Here is a 21682-nt window from a genome sequence, read left to right as displayed (position 1 = left end):
CTAATCAAAATCCATGGATATTTTTATGACTTGGCAACCTTCTGCACCTATAAATAATTTACTTAAGCGCGCGAAAATTGTTTCTCAAATTCGTCAATTTTTTGCTGATCGCTGTATTTTAGAGGTCGAAACACCTACCTTAAGCCAATATGCAGTAACAGACGTACATTTAAGCTCTTTTCACACTAAGTTTTTAAAGCCTGGTGAAATCGATGATCAACAAGGGCGAAACATGTCATTAATTACCAGCCCTGAATATCATATGAAACGCTTACTAGCTGCTGGTAGTGGTCCAATTTATCAAATGTGTAAATGTTTTCGTAATCATGAAGAAGTCAGCCGTTATCATAACCCTGAATTTACCATGTTAGAATGGTATCGCATTCAATTTGATATGATGCAAATGATTAATGAAGTCGATGATCTATTACAAACTATTTTAGATTGTGAACCTGCTGAACGCATCTCTTATCAAAAAGCATTTCAACGACATCTTAATATTGACCCTTTGGAAGCCGATCACGCAACCTTAGCTAATGCAGCAAATCAGCTTGATATCGGACTTAACACAGATAATTATGATAAAGATGGATTGTTACAATGCTTATTCACTTTCGGCGTTGAACCACATATTGGTCAAGACAAACCTATTGCTGTATTTAACTTTCCATCATCACAAGCGGCATTAGCCGCTATTAGCCCGGAAGATCATCGTGTAGCTAACCGATTTGAATTCTATTACAAAGGTGTTGAACTTGCTAATGGCTTTAAAGAGTTGACTAATGCCCAAGAACAACGAATGCGTTTTGAACAAAATAATTTAGATCGTACTAATCAAAACCTACCAGCTCAGAATATTGACATTGAATTACTGGCCGCTATGGAAGCTGGGCTACCAGACTGTGCTGGAGTTGCTATCGGATTAGACCGTTTAATTATGCTTGCTCTAAACTGTAATAGCTTGAATGATGTAATGTCATTTACTTTTGAAAGGGCTTAATTATGTTCAATGCTTTAGGATTCACAGAATGGATTGCCATTATTATTGGGATTGTTGCCTTAATGTTATTTGTGTTTGCTATAAAATCTCAATTAACAATTAATAATTTACAGCAACTATTCGATCTACAACTAATTCAAAAAAAGGAAGAAAACCAAACTTTAATAATTCAAGTAAAACAACTCGAACACGAATTAGAGCAGTATCGACAACAAAATCTAGCGCAGAATGTTAAAATTAGCGAACTCAAAACGCGTTTAGAAGAAACGTTAAGTGCAACACATGAACGACAAACCATACTAGAACAAAGCGAACAACGGCTTACGACTCAGTTTGAAAACCTAGCTAATCGTATTTTTGAACAGAGTGGCAAAAAGATTGAACAACAAAATAAGCAAAGCCTTGATTTTTTACTTTCGCCACTAAAAGAGCAACTAGAAGGTTTTAAAAAACAAGTACAAGATAGTTTTGGAGAAGAGGCAAAAGAACGCCACACACTGACGCATGAAATCCGTAACTTGCAACTACTTAATGAACAAATGAGTAAAGAAGCAACCAATCTAACTAATGCGTTAAAAGGCAATAACAAAACCCAAGGGAATTGGGGAGAATTTATTCTAAGTCAAATTCTGGACAATTCAGGATTACGTTCAGGTTATGAGTACGAAACACAAGTTAATCTAACCAACGAAAACAATCAACGATTACAACCTGATGTCATTGTTCACTTACCGCAAGGAGGTGATGTAGTTATTGATTCTAAAGTGACCTTGGTTGCCTACGAACGCCATTTTAATAGTGATGACGAAAACGTTAAAGCAAAAGCAATGGCCGAACATTTAACGGCTGTGCGTAACCATTTAAAACAACTTAGTCAAAAAGATTATCATAAACTTATTGGAATTAATTCATTAGATTATATTTTGATGTTTATTCCTGTCGAGCCAGCATTTTTAAGTGCAATAGATAATGACCCAACATTAATTAACGATGCTCTGAAAAGTAATATTATGATAGTAAGCCCCACTACTTTATTAGTTGCATTACGGACTATCCATAATTTATGGCGGTTTTAATATCAAAATCGTAATGCTGAACTTATTGCCGATAGAGCAAGCAAATTATATGACAAAATGCGTGGCTTTGTTGAAGATATGGAAAATCTGGGCAATTGTTTAGACAAAGCTCAACAAACCTATCAAAATTCCATGAACAAATTATGTAAAGGTCGTGGCAATGTAATTGGACAAATTGAACGATTTCGTGAAATGGGTATCGAAGTTAAAAAACCGATTAATCCAGATATTACCTTATTATCAATGAATGAATTGAATAACGAAAATGAGAGTAAATAAACAAAACCTAGATTCACGATTAGGGGAAATAAGTGTATACTCATCGCACGCAAAGAGGAATTGAATATGGCAAAAAAAAAGCAAGACAAAGAAGTAAGTTTCGAAGAGACACTTAAACAGCTCGAAACCATTGTAGCTCAATTAGAAAACGGTGATCTACCATTAGACGAAGCACTAAATGAGTTTGAAAAAGGAATCAAATTAGCAAAAGCAGGACAAAAGCAGTTACAACAAGCTGAGCAGCGCATTCAGATTTTATTATCTGAAAATAGTGACGCCGAACTTTCAGAATTCTCAAATGATGATAATGAATAATTTAAAACCATTACAAGAACGAATTGACTCGTTTTTAACTACCTATATTTCACAAATTGAATCATCTCAACTTCAACAAGCAATGAGTTATAGTTTGTTGGCTGGTGGAAAACGAATTCGACCTATTTTAGTCTATTTAACCGGACAAATGTTTAATTGCCCCCTTTCTAAGTTAGATGAAGCCGCTGCTGCCATTGAATCAATTCATACTTATTCATTAATTCATGATGACTTACCTGCAATGGATAATGATGACTTACGCCGAGGCAAACCAACCTGCCATATCCAATTTGGTGAAGCTCAAGCAATACTTGCCGGTGACGCCTTACAAAGTTTAGCCTTTTCAATGCTAGCAAAAAGTAAATTAATCGATGATGAAACTAAAATTAATATGATAACTGAACTTGCACATGCCAGTGGCGTTAATGGCATGTGCCTTGGTCAATCACTTGATTTACAGGCCACACATCAATCAATTAGTCTTGAACATTTGCAAAAAATACATTGTTATAAAACAGGAGCATTGATCAAAACGGCAATCCGTTTGGGTGCTTTTGCATGCGGTGAAATAGCTAAACCTTATCAGCTAATGCTCGATCGCTATGCTGAGGCAATTGGGCTAGCATTTCAAATTCAAGACGATATTTTAGATATAATTGGCGAGCAATCTATTATGGGTAAACCACAAGGTTCAGACATTACTCATGAAAAAAGTACATACCCTGCATTAATTGGGCTAGATAGCGCAGTAAAACTAACCCAGCAACTCTATCAGCAAGCTATCGATAGTCTAAAACAAATACCTTATAATAATCAGCCATTACAGGAACTTGCTGGTTATATTATTAATCGCAATAGTTAATAACTAGCTAAAATACAACATTACATAATGAATTTAGATAATTACCCTTTGTTAAAACAAATAAACTCGCCTAAGGATCTAAGACGTTTTCCTCAGTCACAGTTATCGTCTATTTGTCACGAGCTGAGGCAATACTTACTCGCATGCGTAAGTCAATCAAGTGGTCATTTAGCATCGGGACTAGGCGTTGTTGAATTAACAACAGCCTTGCATTATGTTTATCACACACCTTTTGATAAAATTATTTGGGATGTTGGTCATCAGGCTTACCCTCACAAAATTTTGACTGGTCGACGAGACCAAATGCTCACTATTCGTCAAAAAGGGGGACTTCATCCATTTCCTCATCGTAATGAGAGTGAATATGATGTGCTAACCACAGGTCATTCTTCAACTTCAATTAGTGCAGCACTTGGTATTGCAATTAGCGAACAAAAAAAACAATCAGGTAAAAAAGTAGCCGCTATTATTGGTGATGGAGCATTAACTGCTGGTATGGCATTTGAAGCAATGAATCACGCTGGTCATGTTAAGCCAGATATGCTAGTGATTGTCAACGATAATGATATGTCAATTTCTGCAAATACTGGAGCACTTAACCAACATCTAACTCAAATCTTATCAAGTAAAGCCTATACATCTTTTAGGGAAAATAGCAAACGGATATTAGCTAATATTCCACCATTAAAAGAACTTGTTAAAAAAACTGAAGAACACTTAAAAGGATTGGTCACACCGGCTATCTTATTTGAAGAACTTGGATTTAATTATATAGGTCCTGTTGATGGACATGATATTAATGGATTGGTCGCAACTTTACAAAAAGTTCGCCAATTAAAGGGTCCACAACTGCTTCATGTAATAACACAAAAAGGCAAAGGCTACGCACCAGCTGAAAAAGATCCGACTTTATGGCATGGCGTACCAAAATTTAATCCAAATGATGGTATATTACCTACTACTCAAAAAGTTGCGCCAACATATTCGCAAGTATTCGGCGATTGGTTATGCGAAATGGCGCAAAATGATAAACGTTTAATGGCAATAACCCCTGCAATGGGAGAAGGTTCAGGTATGACAAAATTTGCAAATAGTTATCCTGACCAATTTTTTGATGTTGCAATAGCCGAACAACATGCGGTAACCCTTGCTGCTGGGTTTGCAATTAGTGAATTAAAACCTGTTGTAGCTATTTACTCAACTTTTTTGCAACGCGCTTATGATCAAGTGATTCATGATATTGCTATTCAAAACTTACCCGTATTGTTTGCTATCGATCGTGCAGGAATTGTCGGCGCCGACGGTGAAACTCACCAAGGTGCATTTGACTTAAGTTATCTACGCTGCATACCCAATATGGTCATTATGACACCGAGTGACGAAAACGAATGTCGACAAATGCTCTACACAGGCTATTTACATAATGGTCCTGCAGCAGTACGTTACCCCCGTGGTGAAGGCACTGGAACGCCATTAATCCCATTAACAGCAATTCCTTTGGGACAATCTAAATTGTGCCGGCAAGGTGAAAATATTGCTTTACTAAATTTTGGCTCTTTAATTACCGAAGCTTTACAAGCTGCAGAACAAATCAATGCTACAGTTATCGATATGCGTTTTGTTAAACCATTAGATGAAAAAGTCCTTTTGCACATTAGCCAAACTCATAATATACTTGTCACCATCGAAGAAAACAGTATCAAAGGCGGAGCAGGTAGCGCCGTCTGTGAATATTTATTATCGAAAAAAATAAAATGTGATATTTTAAATATTGGACTCCCTGACAAGTTTATTTCTCAAGGCTCTCAAAGCGAAATAAGGCAAGAAATAGGACTAGATAAAAAACACATTATCGATAAAATTAATCGTTTTATGAATCAATAGGTTAAATATGGAAACTCAAGCTGTCACTATTCAAATTTTTGGACGAACATTAAAATTTAATTGTCCTGTTGATGAAGTCGACGCACTTAACAATGCCGCAAAAGATTTAGATGCGCGCTTAACAAATTTACGAGAAAAGTCTCCACATGTTGGCAGTGATCAACTTATTATGACTGCAGCTCTAAACATTTCTTACGAACTCTCAAAAGAAAAAGAAAAAAGCAATGAATTTGGCGATCGGTTAAAAATGTTACAACAATTACTCGATTCAGCCCTAAATCCTAATAATTAACTACTTGAATTGTAAATTTAATACAAATAATATTGTATGATCCGTCAAATTTTGTATTATAGCACACGACTCTGAGATGATCGCCATATGGGTTAGTCCCCTGAGCCGATATTCTAAACTTAAGAACGGAGTGACTTTTAATTGGTGTGTATGCCTTACTTGTAAGGAAACCTAAAAATTAAAACACAATGTTCACCTTGAACCTTGGGTTCAAGGGTTACGACCCTAACGACATCTTGGAGCACTCTTTTACTTTTAAACAACAGTGAAAACTGATGAATATAAGGCAAATCATTCGTCAAAAACGGCAACAATTATCTTCCAGTGAACGAGACATTGCACAACACGTTATATATCAAAAAATTGCCTGTCACCAAGCGATTAACAAAGCAAAAAATATTGCCATATTTTTATCATTTGATGGCGAAGTCGAAACCCAACCTATAATTAACTATTTATGGCAACAAAATAAATCTGTCTATTTACCTATTATTCACCCTTTTTCCTCTAAACATTTACTCTTCTTAAAATATACTAGCCAAACTCAACTTATAAAAAATAAATTTGGTATATTAGAACCAAAGTTAAATGTATTAAATGTACTTCCTTACCATCAACTCGACATTGTTTTTACGCCACTAGTTGCTTTCGATCAACGAGGTTATCGTATGGGAATGGGGGGTGGATTTTACGACCGATTACTAGCAAATTATCAAACTCAACAAATTTTACCAATTGGACTTGCTTTTGCTTGCCAAAAAGTCCAACATATTGATAACAAACCTTGGGATGTTCAATTACCTGAAATTATCTATGCTTAAGTTGTTTTGTTTTTTATTGAAACTATAAATTACAATCATTCTTATTATAAAGAATAAATTGTAACAGTTTTACCTTCATATCTAGAAATTCAGCCTAGATATAAAAATTAGTTTATTAGGAAAACGAAGATTCAAAATAAGAAGACTTGCCATAATTAGACACCTAAAATAAATAAAATACCGTTGTTTAAGCAAATTTAATGGCTCATGGTTTAAACTGGAAACCATATTTTTATTTATATAAGGCATCTTTTTGTCACTAAAAGTTTGATTAAACAATAAGCCGATCATAATTATGAGAGTAGGACATAGAGATTACCCGTATAAAAATATCTAAAATATAGGATTAAAAGTAATACCCCATATGCTGGCTTATTACTTTAACTCCATAACAAAATTAATAATTTTATTGATTCAAACTGTTGTTTTCTTTTGGTAATAAAGTGAAAATTTTTGGATTTTTACCTAATAATTGCTTCGCTAAATGATTGGTATCCTCCAATGTGATAGCTTCAATGATATTTGGTTGTGTCTTTAACTCATCAAAACGATCTCCATCAGCGGCTATTTGTGCCATAGCTGTTAACCAATAAGTAGAACTTGTCACCTTTTCTTGATGATCGAGTAACCATGATTTTTTCGCCTGCTCTAGTTCATCTAAGGTAATACCATCATGTGCTACTGATTGAATCACTTTATCAGCCAGTAAAGTTAAAGCGTTAACCTTATCTGGTGCCGTGGTGAAATTTAACCTAGCCAAATAATAAGAAGTCGGATATTTAATCAATTGTTGAGAAAAAATAATCGTATAAACACCAGACGCTTGTTCCCTTACATAATGACGTAGCCTTAAATTAACAATATAATCAAGTAATTCAAGTTTCAGTTGATCACTCAACTGCCATGATTTTTGCTCAGAATAAAGTATGCTGACCATCGACTTATCACTGCTAGCCATTGGATAGGCTTTTTGCATTGAATGATGAATTGGTGTGATACCATTATCTATCCATGTCGTTTTCCTATCAACAACAGGTAAACCTGCAAACCAACGTTCCACTAATGGCTTAATGTCATCAATATTAAAACGTCCAGAAATAATAATATTAGCTGATAGCGGTAAGTTAAACGTTTGTGAATAGTATTGTTTAAGTTGATCAACAGTAAAATTGATCCAAGGTCCTTTTGGCGAAACGAGTAATCGCTCGCCATGGTTAAAAGCATTTTTATTGATTAAATCTAAAAATTGTCTTTCAACAGGTTTTTTTTCGTAAGCCAAGCCCAATTTTTGTTTGGTCTTAGCTAATCTTTCTGGGTCAAAATTAGCCGCTGTTAATTTCAAATAGAATAATTTAAATAATGATGCTAATTGATCATTGGGGGCTTTTCCACGTAAACCATGATAAAGTAATTCTGCATAAGGGTAAACGCTAACTTGATGTTGCCGTTCAAATTGGTTTAATTTTGCTGCACTATAAGATCCATATCCACTTGCTTCAGCCAATCTTTGAGACCAACGCATAATACCTAATTGTTGATAGGTATCTAGGGATAATCCTCCTGGAATTTGTAATAATATTTCAACATCACTTGATAAAGTATTATCAGGACGAGCAATAACACGAAGTCCATTGCTTAATTGCCACTCATATGCTTTTATTTCGCTGATGTTACGGGTTGTTTTAATCTTTCCTTGCTCTAACGGTACTATATCAAGCTTAACGTCCACCTTTTTAAAAGAAAAGTCACCAAGCTGAGTTTGCCTAATAGATTGCCATAATTGTTTGATTTGAGATATATTAATAGCTTCTTCATCACTATCAGGTCCAATAATAGCAATCCGTAAATCAGCACTATTTAACCTTTCAGCCACCATTGTTTGCAATTGTTCTGTATTAACCTTTTTTAAAATCTTTTCTGTTTGTGTTAATTGTTGCTGTTTATTTTGTATGGGCAAACTATTGGTGATGTTGTTAACTAATTGATTAGCTAAATAATCATTTTGATAATTACTTTCATTTTCTAATTGTTGTTTTAATTTTGTCAAGATTTGCGTTTTTATCTGCTGCAATTCAATTTCAGATACACGATTGGTTGACATCCGCTGTAATTCAGTAAAAAGATGCTTTATTGCATCTAAATACTGTTGATCTTTTGGCTGTGCAAAAATAAGATATTGCATACGTTTATCATCGAATAAGATCCCTTGTTGATTAACTTGAGAATTAGGCAATATCTGATTTTCTACCAATAACGATAACCGTTGATTAAGTAGTGTTAACCAGACTAGATCAAAAACGTCTTCTTTTATGCCTTGTGGTGTATTTAAGGTTGTTGGCAAATTACGTTGTAATGCTAATTGTATTATCCTTTGCCCTTGTTCACGATCAAGAATAATCTTAACTAATGGCTCACTCTGCGATGCAAAAGCCCTTAATTGAGGAACATCAACAGGTGCATTACCTCGAGGACGTTGGCCAAAAAACTTAGCAATCCATTGTTTTGCGACTTTAGTATCAAAGTTTCCTACAACAACTAGGCTCATTCTTTGAGGTTGATACCAATTGGAATAAAAGGTTTTCGCCTCTTCTACAGGCGCATTTTTTATAATATCTAACGAACCAATCGGTGCTCGATCAGCATATAAGCTACCATGATAACGTAATTCATCTAAGATAGTATTAATACGATAAGCCACACCTTGTCGTAAACGCCATTCTTCGATAATAACATCGCGTTCACTTTCATAATCTTTCGATTCAAAAGAAATATGATAAGCCCAATCAGATAATACCATTAATCCCTTTTCTACCTGTTGATCTGTACTAGTTGGTAACGACAAACGGTATACAGTAGAATTAAAGCTGGTCGCCGCATTTATATGGCTACCTAAATGAATACCATGCTCTTCTAGCGACTTAAAACTTGATTTATCTGGGAAATTTTTTGTTCCTTTAAATGCCATATGTTCAACAAAATGTGCTAAACCTAGTTGCTTTTCATTTTCTTGCAAGGAACCACTGTGCACAATTAACCTTAATTCTAATCCTGCTTTTGGGCGTGGTTGTAGATAAACGGTTAAACCATTCTCTAATTGGTAAGTTTCTATTGCAGGATCAGTGTCAATTGGCGTTATTGCCCAACATAAATGAGGAAAATTTAGCAATAAAATAAATAAAGTACAATATAAATAATTTTTTAACATAGTATTTAAACCTTAGATACAAACATATTAACAGCATTACTGCGCAGTTTAGTTGATTGTTGATTTGACGGAGTAACAGTAGTATCTAAATTGATCATGTATTTAACATAATTTTGTATCGGCTGATGAGAAACAAAGATCACAGCACTTTCAGACAGTTTTTCTTGTAATAACGAAATAAGTTGATAAACGCTTGGTAAATCCAATGCGGAAGTTACTTCATCTAATAATATCAGATCGGGTTTATTAAGTAATAATCGAGCAAACATTAAGCGTTGCTGTTCCCCACCCGATAGACGGTTGCTCCAATCATCTTCCGTTTCTAATTCACTATTTAATTTATCTAAACCCACCAATGACAACGTTTCAATTAGTGCATCTCGAGCAAAACTTTGCCGACACGCTGGATAAGTCAATAAATTATCTAATCTATCATAGCTAAGCCAAATTTTTTGTGGGATCCACAGATAATTATCTGTGCGTTGAATAACACCTTGATAGTTTGCCCCAAAACCACTAATGGCTTTTAATAGTGTCGATTTGCCTATACCAGAAAGCCCTTGAAGTAATAGAGTATCTCCCTTAGCTAACTCAATATTAGTTGATAATAATACCTGCTGATTATCCGCACTTCGTAATACTACTTGTGCATCGAGTAACTTATCCTTATTGGTAGATGGGATAACAGTGTTTTCAGGTAGCTCATCTAAAAGTCGAATAAAATGATAAAGCCGAGTTACCGTTGCTTGCCAAATAGCAATATCTCGGTATGCATAAATAAACCAACTTAATGCCGATGAAACTTGCATAAAGGCTTGCCTAATCTGCATTAAACCACCTAAATTAATTAAGCCAGCAATAAATGCCGGTAAGGCAAAAAAAATGGGCGCTAAAGAAGAAACTTGTTGATAACCTACACTAAAAAATGAAAGATTTCTTTCATTACTCATCAAATTTTGCCAATTATGAATAATAGCAGTAAATTTGTTTTGTAATCTAGCTGTTTCTTGTTTTTCACCATGTTGACCAGCAATTGCTTCGCTAGATTGATGACAATAAATCAAGGCTGCACGATAATCAGCTTCACTTCTTTGTTTTTCCACATTAATCTTATGTAATGGTTTGCCTATAGCATGCGTACAAATAACTCCTAATAATGTATAAATAAGACAGACAAAAACCATATAACCTGGAATATAAATATCTATCGATAGCAAAGTAAAGGAAATAGTACCAGATAGCGTCCAAAGAATGGCAGTGAAAGAGATTAACGTCATACATGAACGCAAAAATGAAAGCAATAAATCCAATGATTGTTTGATTAGTAAATAAACATCTTCCGCAATACGTTGATCGGGATTATCTAGTTTATCTTGCCTACATTTAAGGTGATAATGGTGAGAATGTTTAGATAACCATTGCTTAGTTACCTTTTCTGTCATATGGTGACGCCAAATTATTAACAATTTCTTTTGTAAATAATCAGCGTACACAACAACCAAAATCATAATAACAATAAGAACAATAAAATCGCCTAATAAACGATAAAGAATTTGCCCATTTAAAGTCTGTAAAGCATTATAAAAATCACCATTCCATTGATTTAATTTAACATTAAACCATACAGTAGATAAGCTTAATACGACAACAGAAAGTAATAATAACCAAGCCACCTTTGATGCTGATGAACACCAAAATGGCTTTACTAAATATAAAAATTGTTTAATTTTTTGCATATTTATGCGGCACTAAAATTTATATTATTTTGACAAAAGTATAACGTTTTATGTAAATTAGAAGTCATAACCAACTTGAATCCAAAACTGACGACCTGGAGCATAAGCATTGACAACTCTATCATTACCAACCTTATCAGCACCATAAACATAACGATCGATAACATTTTTTTTATTTAAAATATTATTAACTTCTACCGAAAAATTAGCTCCTTTAGCAAAACTTGGTGTCCAACCGAGTTTAGTATCCCACCGAAAAGTACTGGCAAAGCGTTCTTTTTCGTATTTTGCCATTTTATTACCCGTATTAGGATCTATGTAATATTGGTTGCTATAGCGAACAGCTTGATGCCGTGAACTTTGCCATTGTAGTAAATTATAAAGAGTTAAATCATATTCAGGGATCTTACTTGTGAGCTCAACATTGACTTTAACAGGGATATTAAAATCTGTTGCGGGTAAATCCGATGCATTAATTATTTTGCCGTTATACCAAACTTTATCATGGCGAACGTTATTTGCTGGATCATAATGCGCATATCCTAATTCTTTAGGTGAATTACTTTTGCTTTGCTGCCATGAAATAGATGCTGATGCTGTATGTTCAGCATGATAAAACTCAATAGGTAGCCTATTTTTTACCGTTAGTGAAACAGTATCATGCTTACTACGCCCAGAATTATCAAAGGTTCGAACATTTGATCTACCATTATTATATTTAGGGCGACTGCGAACTTCATCATAGCTTTTACGATGCACATATTGTAATTGCCATAAACTATTATCTACGATTTGCTCAATGCCTAAGCTAATTTCGTCATTGTAAGGCGTAGAAAGTGAATCTAACCCCTCAAAATCGCTTGAACTTATCCAATCTTCATCAACTTGTCCAGGAGTACAAAAATAATAACAGTTCTTTAATCCTGCATTTTGTGCACCATATAAAGCATAAGCCATCATAGTACGGCCATAATAACGGTTAAACCCCGTAGTTAAGACCGTATTACCGTTACCAAAAGCATCAAAACTAGTCACTAATCTTGGGGCCAGATTGGCATCTTTAATAAAACTATCATAATCAATTCGTATCCCTGGACGAACAGTTAAGCGACCATATTGCATTGTATCATCAGCAAATAGTGTGTAATTATCATAGCTTGCTTGATAACGACCTGCTTGGAAAACTGAAGCATGATCAGCAAAAGAGAGCCAAGGAAGAGAATCCCATGTACCAGTATAGGTATAACGATAAAAATCTTCATTGCGAATATAGCGAGCTTTGGTTTTTGTCAATTCAAACCCCATAGAGGGCTCATGCGTTACATTCAACCAATTAATAGGCATAAACTCAAGCTTTGATTTAAATCCCCAATTATTTTGTTTAGTGGTTAAATTACCGACGCCTCCCGAATGATATTGCACGGGATTTCGCCAGTCAGAATAATCAACTAACGTAACAAAATAATTTTGATCATTGGTTCTTTTATCTTCTAGCATTTGATAACTAGTCGTCACATCTAATTTGGCAAAATCAAACTCATGCATTAGTTGCAACGCCATGCTTAACCCATTGTGCTTAGTATCATAGCCAGAATTAGCTACAGTTGCAGCAAAGGAATAATTATCATACTTAGAATAATTGGCCGAAATATTGACGATTGTTTGATCAGTAGCATACCAAGTAAATTTAGATGAAAAATTATCTGAAACACGTGTTTGGTTTTTCATGCCACCGTTTTTTCGAATTTCAATCAAATCATCTCCTTCTAATAATAATGAAGGTCCTTGATAAGTGACTGAAGAAATATCCGATTCTCTTCTAGATGCAGCAAACATCAAACCAAGATTGTCGGTAATCCCCGTTTCAAACCAACCACCAAAATTTTGTTTACTATATTTAGGTTGAAATCGACTCGGATGACTTGCATCATTTGCTGAACTATCAAAATTAATTGCTGGATCAACATGTGTCTTATTCCATGAAGAGTGAGTTCTACGATAAAAAATACTACCATTAGTCTCATGATTCCAATGACGACTAATCACATCCACAACACCGCCTGTAAACCCGCCATATTCAACAGGAATATTATTGTCATATAATTTAATTTCATTGATTAGACGACTATCAATGTAAAGACCTTGTTCATCACTATCGACACGGGTATTGGTTACCCCTAATCCAGGATCAACCGGATCGACATCATTATTAAAACTAACGCCGTCTAACTGATAATTGTTCTGATAACTAGTATTGCCATGAATTGAGATATCGGCGGGTTTAATCTCTCCTTGAGTCATACCATTATAACTACTATTAGACATTTGTACTGCTGGTGACGTCTTTAATAGATCGGTGATGTTACCATCACCTGTATTCATTTGCGTTATTTGAGCAGAATCAACCGATTGTGGCTTCGATATTTTAGGAATAGGTGATGTCACAACAATAACATCATCTTGATTATTGACTTCATCATCACTATTTTCGACGATAGTTTGACTGATTTGATTTTGCTTGGCGAAAACTGCAGGATTATAACTAACTAACAACAAAGGTAAAGCCGATATTACTACTTTTTTCATGTAAAAAATCCATCCACAAATATAATAACGATGCATTCATCATTAAATTTTCACTTTATAATAATAATGATAATCATTCTTAATAACATTTCATCATAAAATTTATATTTGTCAATCGAAAAGAATAAATTTGCTATCAAATAGAGCACTCCTATATACACATAGGGGCCTTACCATCGTAACAAAATAGTAGCTAATCAGTAGTTTGCGCCCCCCTTGTATTAATGTTTAGATGTAACCAAAAATCATTTCTGTTAAACGCACTATGTTTTTATACTGAAACGGTATAGATTCCTGAATATTTTTAACAAGAGTTGATCTATTTAGAACCAATAACCAATAAAATAGGTGATAACCCTCATATAAATGAAAAATTCACTCAACCTGCTAGCCAAGCAACGAATAAGAAAGCCGAAAGATTAATATGCACTTGAATGATGATATGGCATCAACCGGCAAATATTTAGCGATTCAAAAAATAGAAAACAGAAGTTTCAGCGATTTTGGATAAAATACCTTATAGTTTTCTAGAGGATTATTTTAAGCATATAATGTAAACAGTTCGACGTTTATAATAGATTATGTTAGTTGAACAGGTATGAAGTAATTATTAAAGGTTTTATTCAAACAACTTAATGTTTTACAAACAAATATTTGTAATATCTTCAAATAAAAAATATTCTACTTGAAAAGTAAAATATATTTTTTTAAAGTAGGTAAGATCAATTTAAAAATGATCTTTTTTATCACGCTCTACAAGTCCCAAACAAAGTCTCTGGGACACAATATTCAAAAAACGATTGAGTATTTATCCCTCAAGGCTTTTTTAATATCATATAAAGGAGTGTTGCAATGTCAGAAAAAAAAGAACTAACCACCAATAACGGTGCCCCAATAGCCGATAATCAAAACTCTCGAACTGCTGGTCCCCGAGGTCCAGTATTGCTTGATGATTATCAACTCATTGAAAAACTAGCCCATTTTAACCGTGAAAATATTCCTGAAAGACGTGTACACGCCAAAGGCTCTGGCGCACACGGTACCTTTACGGTAACAAATGATATCACTCGATATACTCACGCTAGTATATTTGCTAAGATAGGTAAACAAACCCCTCTTTTTGCAAGATTTTCAACAGTTGGTGGAGAACGTGGCTCATCAGACACCGCCCGTGACCCTCGTGGATTTTCGGTAAAATTTTACACTGATGAAGGCAACTGGGATATAGTAGGTAATAATACACCTGTATTTTTTATACGTGATGCATTAAAGTTTCCTGACTTTATTCACACCCAAAAACGTGATCCCAAAACCAACTTAAAAGATCCACAAATGATGTGGGATTTTTGGTCTTTATCACCAGAATCACTTCATCAAGTTACTATTTTATTTTCTGATCGCGGAATCCCTGATGGTTACCGCCATATGCACGGCTATGGTAGCCATACTTATAGCTTAATCAATAAAGATGGCGTTCGCACTTGGGTTAAATGGCATTTCAGAACTGAGCAAGGAATAAAAAACATTCATCCTAAAAAAGCAGCAGAAATGGATGGAACTAATCCAGATTCAGCACAAGAAGATTTGTTCAAAGCCATTGAGCGAGGAGATTATCCAAAATGGCGACTTTACATACAAGTAATGACAGAAGAACAAGCTAACAACCATCCTGAAAACCCATTTGATGTTACTAAAGTTTGGTCACAAAAACAGTTCCCATTAATCGAAGTCGGCGTAATGGAACTGAATCGTAATCCAGAAAACTATTTTGCTGAAGTTGAACAAGCAGCATTTGAACCAAGTAATGTAGTGCCAGGAACGGGTTTATCACCCGATAAAATGCTTCAAGGTCGAATTTTTGCTTATGCCGATGCGCACCGCTATCGTATTGGTACTAATTATCAACAATTGCCGATCAATGCTCCAAAATGCCCTGTTCATAATTATCAACGCGATGGCGCAATGCGCTTTTATAGCCCAGATAATGCGCCTAATTATGAGCCTAATAGCGTCGATAGCGCACCAAAACAACAACCACAATATGCCGAACCGCCAATGCATGTACCAGCTGGCACAATGGACAGGCATGATCATCGTGTTGATGACGACTATTACTCACAACCACGCGCACTATTTAATTTAATGCAGCCTGATCAAAAACAACTGCTTATTGATAATATCGTTGGCTCTATGAAAAACGTAAATCGAGACATTCAAATCAGACAGCTCAAACACTTCTACAAAGTCCATCCTGATTATGGTTCAGGAATTGCCAAAAGATTAGGGATTGATATTGATCTAATAAAAAGTTAGTACTTAAAAATAAAAATGCCGACAATTTTAGTCGGCATTTTTAATTATTGGCTGTAACTAAATACACAAATATATATTGATCACGGTACAAAATTTATAAAAACACTCCATCAATTTAGCAAAGTTACATATTATTAGCATAGATTGCAGTAAAATTATATAACGGATTGAAGTTAAAAGGATTCTCCGATGAAAATCATTAGTCTAGTTGTTATATTGTTGTTTAATTGTGTCGGAGGATTGTTAAGTTATCAATGGTGTTATCAGTTTATAAGAAAACACAGTACACCAGAATCTCATTTTTTAATATTGTATTGCTTGTGTTATTTCTGTTTTATTCTTATTTCAGTCTTTATGCTAGATAAAATAAAACGACCGTCAGGTTTAATCTTTTGTGGGATAGTTATTGGTGTTTTAATAAACTTTATCTCATGGATTGTCCGCCCATTCATTATGGGAGATCACAATACATTAGTTCTAGATATTGACGCAATTATTGCATATCTGTGTATATCATCAGGTGTTACCCTTAATTTTATAATATACCCAGCTATTTTATTATGCTGTCACTACTCAATTTTTTGGATTGAAAAAATATATAAGAAATGTATTTTCAAGCAATGATAAATGTTTTCCCATAGATAAAATATTAGGCAGTACGCACGAGTATAAATAAAAATAAGATCGCAACTTGTTAAAAAGCATTTAACGATCTAAAAAACAATATTTTTTACTGAAACGTAGGGTTACCTGAAACTTTTTGACAAAATTATACTCACTTGTTTACTTAATTTTTTAAAGACAAATGAAAAATTCATGATAATAAAAAAGATGCTTGCTAATATATTTTTACGATTGTTTTAATTAACCGTATTGAAGATTCAACTAATCTATTGATTTCGTATGAAACTTAAATAGTTAGGTAGCCAATACGGTTATAACCATCTAAATTAGGTTCTGATAGCTGATTTTTGCCGAACAATTTCAAATAAACAAACACCAGTTGCAACCGATACATTTAGTGATGACACAATACCTGCCATTGGAATGCTCACCAATTCATCACAGTGTTCTTTGGTTAAACGACGCATACCTTCACCTTCAGCACCCATTACCAATGCAAGTGCGGTCTGTGTTGATGTTTTATAGAAGTCTGTTTGATAAAGCGTTCTATCAGCTTCTCCAGCGGTGCCCACAATCCAAACTTGGTACTCATCTTGCAGCATTCGCATTGTACGGGCTAAATTGGTCACCCTAACCACAGGCACGCTTTCAGCTGCACCACAAGCAACTTTTTGTGCCGTTGAATTGAGCGGTGCGGAGCGATCTTTTGGCACAATAATAAAATCAACCCCAGCGGCATCGGCAGTACGAATGCAAGCGCCTAAATTGTGTGGATCAGTCACACCATCTAAAATTAAAATAACTGGATTTGGCTGTTGTTCCATGAGCATAGGTATATCATTTTCTTGATAACCTCGATTCGGCGTAACCATGGCTAAAATACCTTGGTGCACGCCGTTTTTTGACTTTTCATCTAACCATTGGCGATTAGCAACTTTAACTGGCAAGCCAAGTTGTTCTAATTGACGCACAACGGCAAGAAGGCGTTTATCTTCACGCCCTTTAATAATAAATACTTCAATAATTCTTTCTGGCGAACGTGCTAATAATGCTTCAATGGCGTGCAGGCCATAAACTGTTTCACTCATTTATTTGTTACTCTTTTATTTTATTAACTATTTAGTTTTATTCGTTGATTTAGATTTACTACGTTTTTTACTTTTGGCTTTCACTTCAACTTTAGCACTTGCTTTCATGTTTGATTTAGCGCTTGATTTTACCTTTTTTTGTGTACTTGATTTAGTACTTGGTCTCGCACTACTTTTTTTACTGGTTGATTTTTTGCCCTTTCGTTTTATTGGTAAATCGGCAATTTGATCGTTTTTGACTTGTTTGGACTTATCTTTTGCCGTTTTACCCTGACGTTTTGGCTTATTATTACTGCCAACCAATGAAAAATCAATTTTACGTTCTTCTGGATTAACATTATCGACTTTCACTTGCACTTTATCGCCTAAACGATAAGTAAAACGTGTATTTTCACCAACTAGGCGATTGTGCGAGGCATCAAAAAAATAGTAATCATTTTCAAGCGATGACACATGCACTAAACCATCGATAAATAGATCGTCCAACCGCACAAAGAAACCAAAATTAACCACGCTTGAAATAGAGCCGTTAAATACTTCACCTACATGATCTTGCATGTAATCACACTTAAGCCAATCCACCACATCACGTACGGCCTCATCAGCTCGCCGTTCGGTCATTGAACAGTGTTCACCAAAGTAAAGCATTTCATTTGTATCATAACGATACCCCCCTGTTTTACTGGTTTTATGTTTTTCATCAGCTAAAATCCATTTGATAGCACGATGCAAAAGCAAATCAGGGTAACGGCGAATTGGCGAAGTAAAATGTGCATACTCCTCAAGTGCCAAACCAAAATGTCCTCGATTTTCTGGGTCATAAATAGCTTGTTTCATAGAGCGTAAAATCACGGTTTGCAACATATCATGATCAGGGCGTGTTTCAACCACTTTCATTAATTCGGCAATATCTTTAGGTTTAGGACTTGCACCACCACCAAGTGATAAACCAAGTTCACTTAATACACTGCGCAAGTTACTCATTCGATCTTCATCAGGTCTGTCATGCACACGGAATAATGATGGCACTTGGGCACCAATCACTAATTTTGCCGCTGAAACATTGGCTAAAATCATACACTCTTCAATAATTTTATGTGCCACATTTCGCTGTGCCAGTTCAATACTTTCAATACGTTTATCGGCATTAAAAACAAATTTCGGCTCTTCTGATTCAAATCCTATCGCACCACGAATAACCCGTGCTTTATCAAGCACATTATAAAGTCCATAAAGATTTTCAAGATGAGGGACTAATTCATGATAGTGTTCACGAAGTTCTTCATCACCATCTAAAATCTTAGCCGCTTTAGTATACGTTAACCGAGCATGCGAGTTCATTACCGCTTCATAAAACTCAAACCCTGTTAAACGCCCTCTATTGGAGACGGTCATTTCGCAAACTAAACATAAGCGATCAACTTGCGGATTTAACGAACAAAGCCCATTAGATAATGCTTCTGGAAGCATTGGTACAACTCGTGATGGAAAGTAAACCGATGTCCCCCGTAAACAAGCCTCTTTATCTAACGCCTTATCTGGTCTAACATAATAACTGACATCTGCAATAGCCACCCATAACCGATAGCCACCACCACGATTTTTTTGGCAATAAACCGCATCATCAAAATCACGGGCATCTTCACCATCAATTGTTACCAAAGGTAATTGTCGCAAATCTCTTCGCCCTTTTTTAGCGCTTTCTGGCACTTGTTCAGTGAATTTGCTTACCTCTTTCTCAACAGCCTTTGGCAATTCATAAGGGATTTCGTGATTCCGCAGAGCAATATCAATCGCCAAATTAGTCCCCATCATTTCGCCAAGCACTTCTTTTATAATGCCAACAGCTTTTTGACGGCGTTCAGGGCGTTGTTGTAACTCAACCACCACCACCGTTCCCATACGAACCGTGCGGCTAGGTTTACCCGCAATTAAAATATCAAAGTTTAAACGGCTATCATCAGGGACAACAAAACCAACACCTTGCTCAATAAAATACCGCCCAACAATTTGATTATTGCGTGGCTCTAAAATTCGCACAACACGAGCTTCCATTTTTCCGCGATATTTAGTTCCCATTGGCTGAGCTAAGATTATATCGCCTTGTAAAACCTTTTTCATTTGCTCTGGTGATAAAAAATAGTCTTCAGGACTTCCTTCAACACGTAAAAAACCAAATCCATCACGATGCGCAATCACACTGCCTTTAACCATATCAAACTTTTCAGGCAAGGCATAACATTTACGGCGTGTAAAAACTACTTGTCCATCACGTTCCATTGCGCGCAAACGACGATGCAATGCCACTTTTTGCTCTTCATTTTTAATATCAACAGCTTGAGCAATTTTTTCTAAACTTGCTGGTTTTGCTTCTTGTTTAAGGTAATCTAAAATAAGTTCTCGACTAGCAATTGGGGAATCATACTTCTCGGCTTCGCGATCAAAAAAAGGATCTTTTATCATAAGGAATATCCTGTGACTAATATTAACTGTAGCATAACACAGAGTCGTATAACTTAAAATGAAGATTCAATTTATAACCAAGAATCAAAATCTATAAAAATAAATTATAAAAACATAAAAAACATCAACATCCGTATCAAAATAACGTATTGAGCCTTAATGTCACTGCTAAAGAGTCATAATTCAATAGATAATTGTTTTACAGTACTACATAAATCGTATTATGTTGATTTATATTAATGATAATTTTTAAATCACCTGGATTCAAACATGAAGTGCAATTTTAAACACGGTGGAGTGAAGAAAGTAGAAAGGTGATTTATACTAGCACCTTCGTACCACCACAGTTTGGAGATTGCTATGTATTATAATCACCTTTCTAGGAAGGAAAGATACCAAATTTTCGTATTATTACAAGCCGGAAAGAATAAAAAAGAGATAGCCCAGCTACTCAATAGACATCCTTCGACAATAAGTCGAGAGATAAAAATGGTGGTATGTCCACACTTTTTAGTACCAAAAAGATAAGGTCATCGATTTCTTTTGTATTCAATCGGCGACTGGTAATTTAATGTTGAATGAAGTCGATTATAATTAAACCAATCCACATAGTGATTAAATTCCAATTTAAGTTGCGCCAGTGAATCAAAAATAGTATTTGACACAAATTCTGTTTTCACTGCTTTGAATGTGCTTTCTGCAATTGCGTTATCATAGGGGCAGCCTTTGCGACTTAAAGACCGTTTAATTCCAAATGCTGTTAAACATTCATCAATCAAATGATTATCAAACTCTTTTCCTCTATCAGAATGAAACAACTCAATCGTCTGTAAGTTCATTGGAATTTGACTCATAGCTTGCATGACCAGTGCCGCTGTTTTATGCCTGCCAGCACTTCGCCCCACTATTTCTCGATTACTGATATCAACAATTACACAAAGGTAGTGCCAACGTTGTTTAACCCTTACATAGGTTAAATCGGTCACCAATATCTTTCGTGGTTGACCTATATTAAATTCTCGATTCAGTTCATTCCCCACCGGCGATTCATTGCTTTTTTCTGTATGAATACAATATTTTTTACAGGTGTATTTCGAAACCCAGCCATTTTTCGCCATGATTCGACCTATTCGGCGTC

The 21682-nt window shown here is 35.2% G+C and carries 14 protein-coding genes, 1 other RNA gene and 1 pseudogene; 10 read left to right on the top strand and 6 right to left on the bottom strand.

The features are described 5' to 3' along the window. Positions 1-25 precede the first annotated feature (25 nt). The 8 genes and pseudogenes from epmA (at position 26) to A9G37_RS04040 (ending at position 6529) form a co-directional block, all read left to right on the top strand. Positions 26-1000, top strand: a complete 975-nt coding sequence (epmA, locus tag A9G37_RS04080) for an elongation factor P--(R)-beta-lysine ligase (RefSeq protein ID WP_218059300.1) — start codon at positions 26-28, stop codon at positions 998-1000. Positions 1001-1284: 284 nt separating this feature from the next. Next, positions 1285-2355, top strand: a pseudogene (gene rmuC / locus A9G37_RS04075) (DNA recombination protein RmuC); the annotation flags it as partial. A gap of 66 nt (positions 2356-2421) precedes the next feature. Next, positions 2422-2670 carry an exodeoxyribonuclease VII small subunit gene (xseB, locus tag A9G37_RS04065; RefSeq protein ID WP_065574700.1) on the top strand — a complete coding sequence of 83 codons (249 nt, stop codon included), beginning with the start codon at positions 2422-2424 and terminating at the stop codon, positions 2668-2670. Further along, complete coding sequence (ispA, locus tag A9G37_RS04060; protein ID WP_081297647.1) at positions 2657-3532, top strand: (2E,6E)-farnesyl diphosphate synthase; 876 nt, start codon at positions 2657-2659, stop codon at positions 3530-3532. Before xseB ends, ispA begins: the two co-directional genes overlap by 14 nt. 27 nt (positions 3533-3559) lie before the next feature. Beyond that, the gene (gene dxs, locus A9G37_RS04055) at positions 3560-5416 is read left to right on the top strand and encodes a 1-deoxy-D-xylulose-5-phosphate synthase (RefSeq protein ID WP_065574698.1); all 1857 of its coding nucleotides are present in this window, start codon (positions 3560-3562) and stop codon (positions 5414-5416) included. Between the two features lie 7 nt (positions 5417-5423). Continuing rightward, the gene (gene zapA, locus A9G37_RS04050) at positions 5424-5708 is read left to right on the top strand and encodes a cell division protein ZapA (RefSeq protein ID WP_034910649.1); all 285 of its coding nucleotides are present in this window, start codon (positions 5424-5426) and stop codon (positions 5706-5708) included. Between the two features lie 65 nt (positions 5709-5773). Next, a non-coding RNA gene (ssrS, locus tag A9G37_RS04045) (6S RNA) lies at positions 5774-5955 on the top strand. A 28-nt stretch (positions 5956-5983) separates the two neighbouring features. Beyond that, entirely contained in the window at positions 5984-6529 is a 546-nt protein-coding gene (locus tag A9G37_RS04040; RefSeq protein WP_065574697.1) for a 5-formyltetrahydrofolate cyclo-ligase, read from the top strand. Positions 6530-6935: 406 nt separating this feature from the next. On the opposite strand, the gene A9G37_RS04035 is transcribed toward A9G37_RS04040, so the two are convergent. The 3 genes from A9G37_RS04035 to A9G37_RS04025 are packed head-to-tail and all read right to left on the bottom strand — an operon-like array spanning position 6936 to position 14056. After that, on the bottom strand, positions 6936-9734 hold the full coding sequence (locus A9G37_RS04035; protein WP_065574696.1) for a M16 family metallopeptidase: 2799 nt from the start codon (positions 9732-9734) through the stop codon (positions 6936-6938). Between the two features lie 5 nt (positions 9735-9739). Next, positions 9740-11470, bottom strand: coding sequence for an ABC transporter ATP-binding protein/permease (locus A9G37_RS04030; protein WP_065574695.1), 1731 nt, complete (start codon positions 11468-11470; stop codon positions 9740-9742). 57 nt (positions 11471-11527) lie between these two features. Next, positions 11528-14056, bottom strand: a complete 2529-nt coding sequence (locus tag A9G37_RS04025) for a TonB-dependent receptor plug domain-containing protein (protein ID WP_162162642.1) — start codon at positions 14054-14056, stop codon at positions 11528-11530. 852 nt (positions 14057-14908) lie between these two features. On the opposite strand from A9G37_RS04025, the gene A9G37_RS04020 reads away from it, so the two are divergent. Beyond that, positions 14909-16369: a catalase gene (locus A9G37_RS04020; protein WP_034910647.1), complete on the top strand. Its 1461-nt coding sequence runs from the start codon at positions 14909-14911 to the stop codon at positions 16367-16369. 950 nt (positions 16370-17319) lie between these two features. Here the strand turns inward: A9G37_RS04020 and rlmB are convergent. After that, positions 17320-18081 carry a 23S rRNA (guanosine(2251)-2'-O)-methyltransferase RlmB gene (gene rlmB / locus A9G37_RS04015; RefSeq protein ID WP_034910645.1) on the bottom strand — a complete coding sequence of 254 codons (762 nt, stop codon included), beginning with the start codon at positions 18079-18081 and terminating at the stop codon, positions 17320-17322. Between the two features lie 27 nt (positions 18082-18108). Then, complete coding sequence (rnr, locus tag A9G37_RS04010; protein ID WP_065574694.1) at positions 18109-20544, bottom strand: ribonuclease R; 2436 nt, start codon at positions 20542-20544, stop codon at positions 18109-18111. Between the two features lie 360 nt (positions 20545-20904). Here rnr and A9G37_RS12085 point away from each other — a divergent pair, with 360 nt between their 5' ends. Beyond that, positions 20905-21072, top strand: a complete 168-nt coding sequence (locus tag A9G37_RS12085; RefSeq protein ID WP_081297642.1) for a helix-turn-helix domain-containing protein — start codon at positions 20905-20907, stop codon at positions 21070-21072. Positions 21073-21074: 2 nt separating this feature from the next. Here the strand turns inward: A9G37_RS12085 and A9G37_RS04005 are convergent. Then, positions 21075-21682 (bottom strand): IS3 family transposase (locus tag A9G37_RS04005; protein ID WP_065574693.1); only part of this gene is annotated, 608 nt, incomplete at its 5' end.

It is taken from the genome of Gilliamella sp. GillExp13 (assembly GCF_001690815.1).
GTDB classification, from domain to species: Bacteria; Pseudomonadota; Gammaproteobacteria; order Enterobacterales; family Orbaceae; genus Gilliamella; species Gilliamella bombi.
This window is presented reverse-complemented; position numbering and strand designations above follow the sequence as displayed.

Excerpts from the sequence above, each read along its gene's own strand:
- epmA (WP_218059300.1), top strand. The coding sequence starts at position 26 with ATGACTTGGCAACCTTCTGCACCTATAAATAATTTACTTAAGCGCGCG.
- xseB (WP_065574700.1), top strand. The coding sequence starts at position 2,422 with ATGGCAAAAAAAAAGCAAGACAAAGAAGTAAGTTTCGAAGAGACACTT.
- ispA (WP_081297647.1), top strand. The coding sequence starts at position 2,657 with ATGATAATGAATAATTTAAAACCATTACAAGAACGAATTGACTCGTTT.
- dxs (WP_065574698.1), top strand. The coding sequence starts at position 3,560 with ATGAATTTAGATAATTACCCTTTGTTAAAACAAATAAACTCGCCTAAG.
- zapA (WP_034910649.1), top strand. The coding sequence starts at position 5,424 with ATGGAAACTCAAGCTGTCACTATTCAAATTTTTGGACGAACATTAAAA.
- A9G37_RS04040 (WP_065574697.1), top strand. The coding sequence starts at position 5,984 with ATGAATATAAGGCAAATCATTCGTCAAAAACGGCAACAATTATCTTCC.
- A9G37_RS04035 (WP_065574696.1), bottom strand. The coding sequence starts at position 9,734 with ATGTTAAAAAATTATTTATATTGTACTTTATTTATTTTATTGCTAAAT.
- A9G37_RS04030 (WP_065574695.1), bottom strand. The coding sequence starts at position 11,470 with ATGCAAAAAATTAAACAATTTTTATATTTAGTAAAGCCATTTTGGTGT.
- A9G37_RS04025 (WP_162162642.1), bottom strand. The coding sequence starts at position 14,056 with ATGAAAAAAGTAGTAATATCGGCTTTACCTTTGTTGTTAGTTAGTTAT.
- A9G37_RS04020 (WP_034910647.1), top strand. The coding sequence starts at position 14,909 with ATGTCAGAAAAAAAAGAACTAACCACCAATAACGGTGCCCCAATAGCC.
- rlmB (WP_034910645.1), bottom strand. The coding sequence starts at position 18,081 with ATGAGTGAAACAGTTTATGGCCTGCACGCCATTGAAGCATTATTAGCA.
- rnr (WP_065574694.1), bottom strand. The coding sequence starts at position 20,544 with ATGATAAAAGATCCTTTTTTTGATCGCGAAGCCGAGAAGTATGATTCC.
- A9G37_RS12085 (WP_081297642.1), top strand. The coding sequence starts at position 20,905 with ATGTATTATAATCACCTTTCTAGGAAGGAAAGATACCAAATTTTCGTA.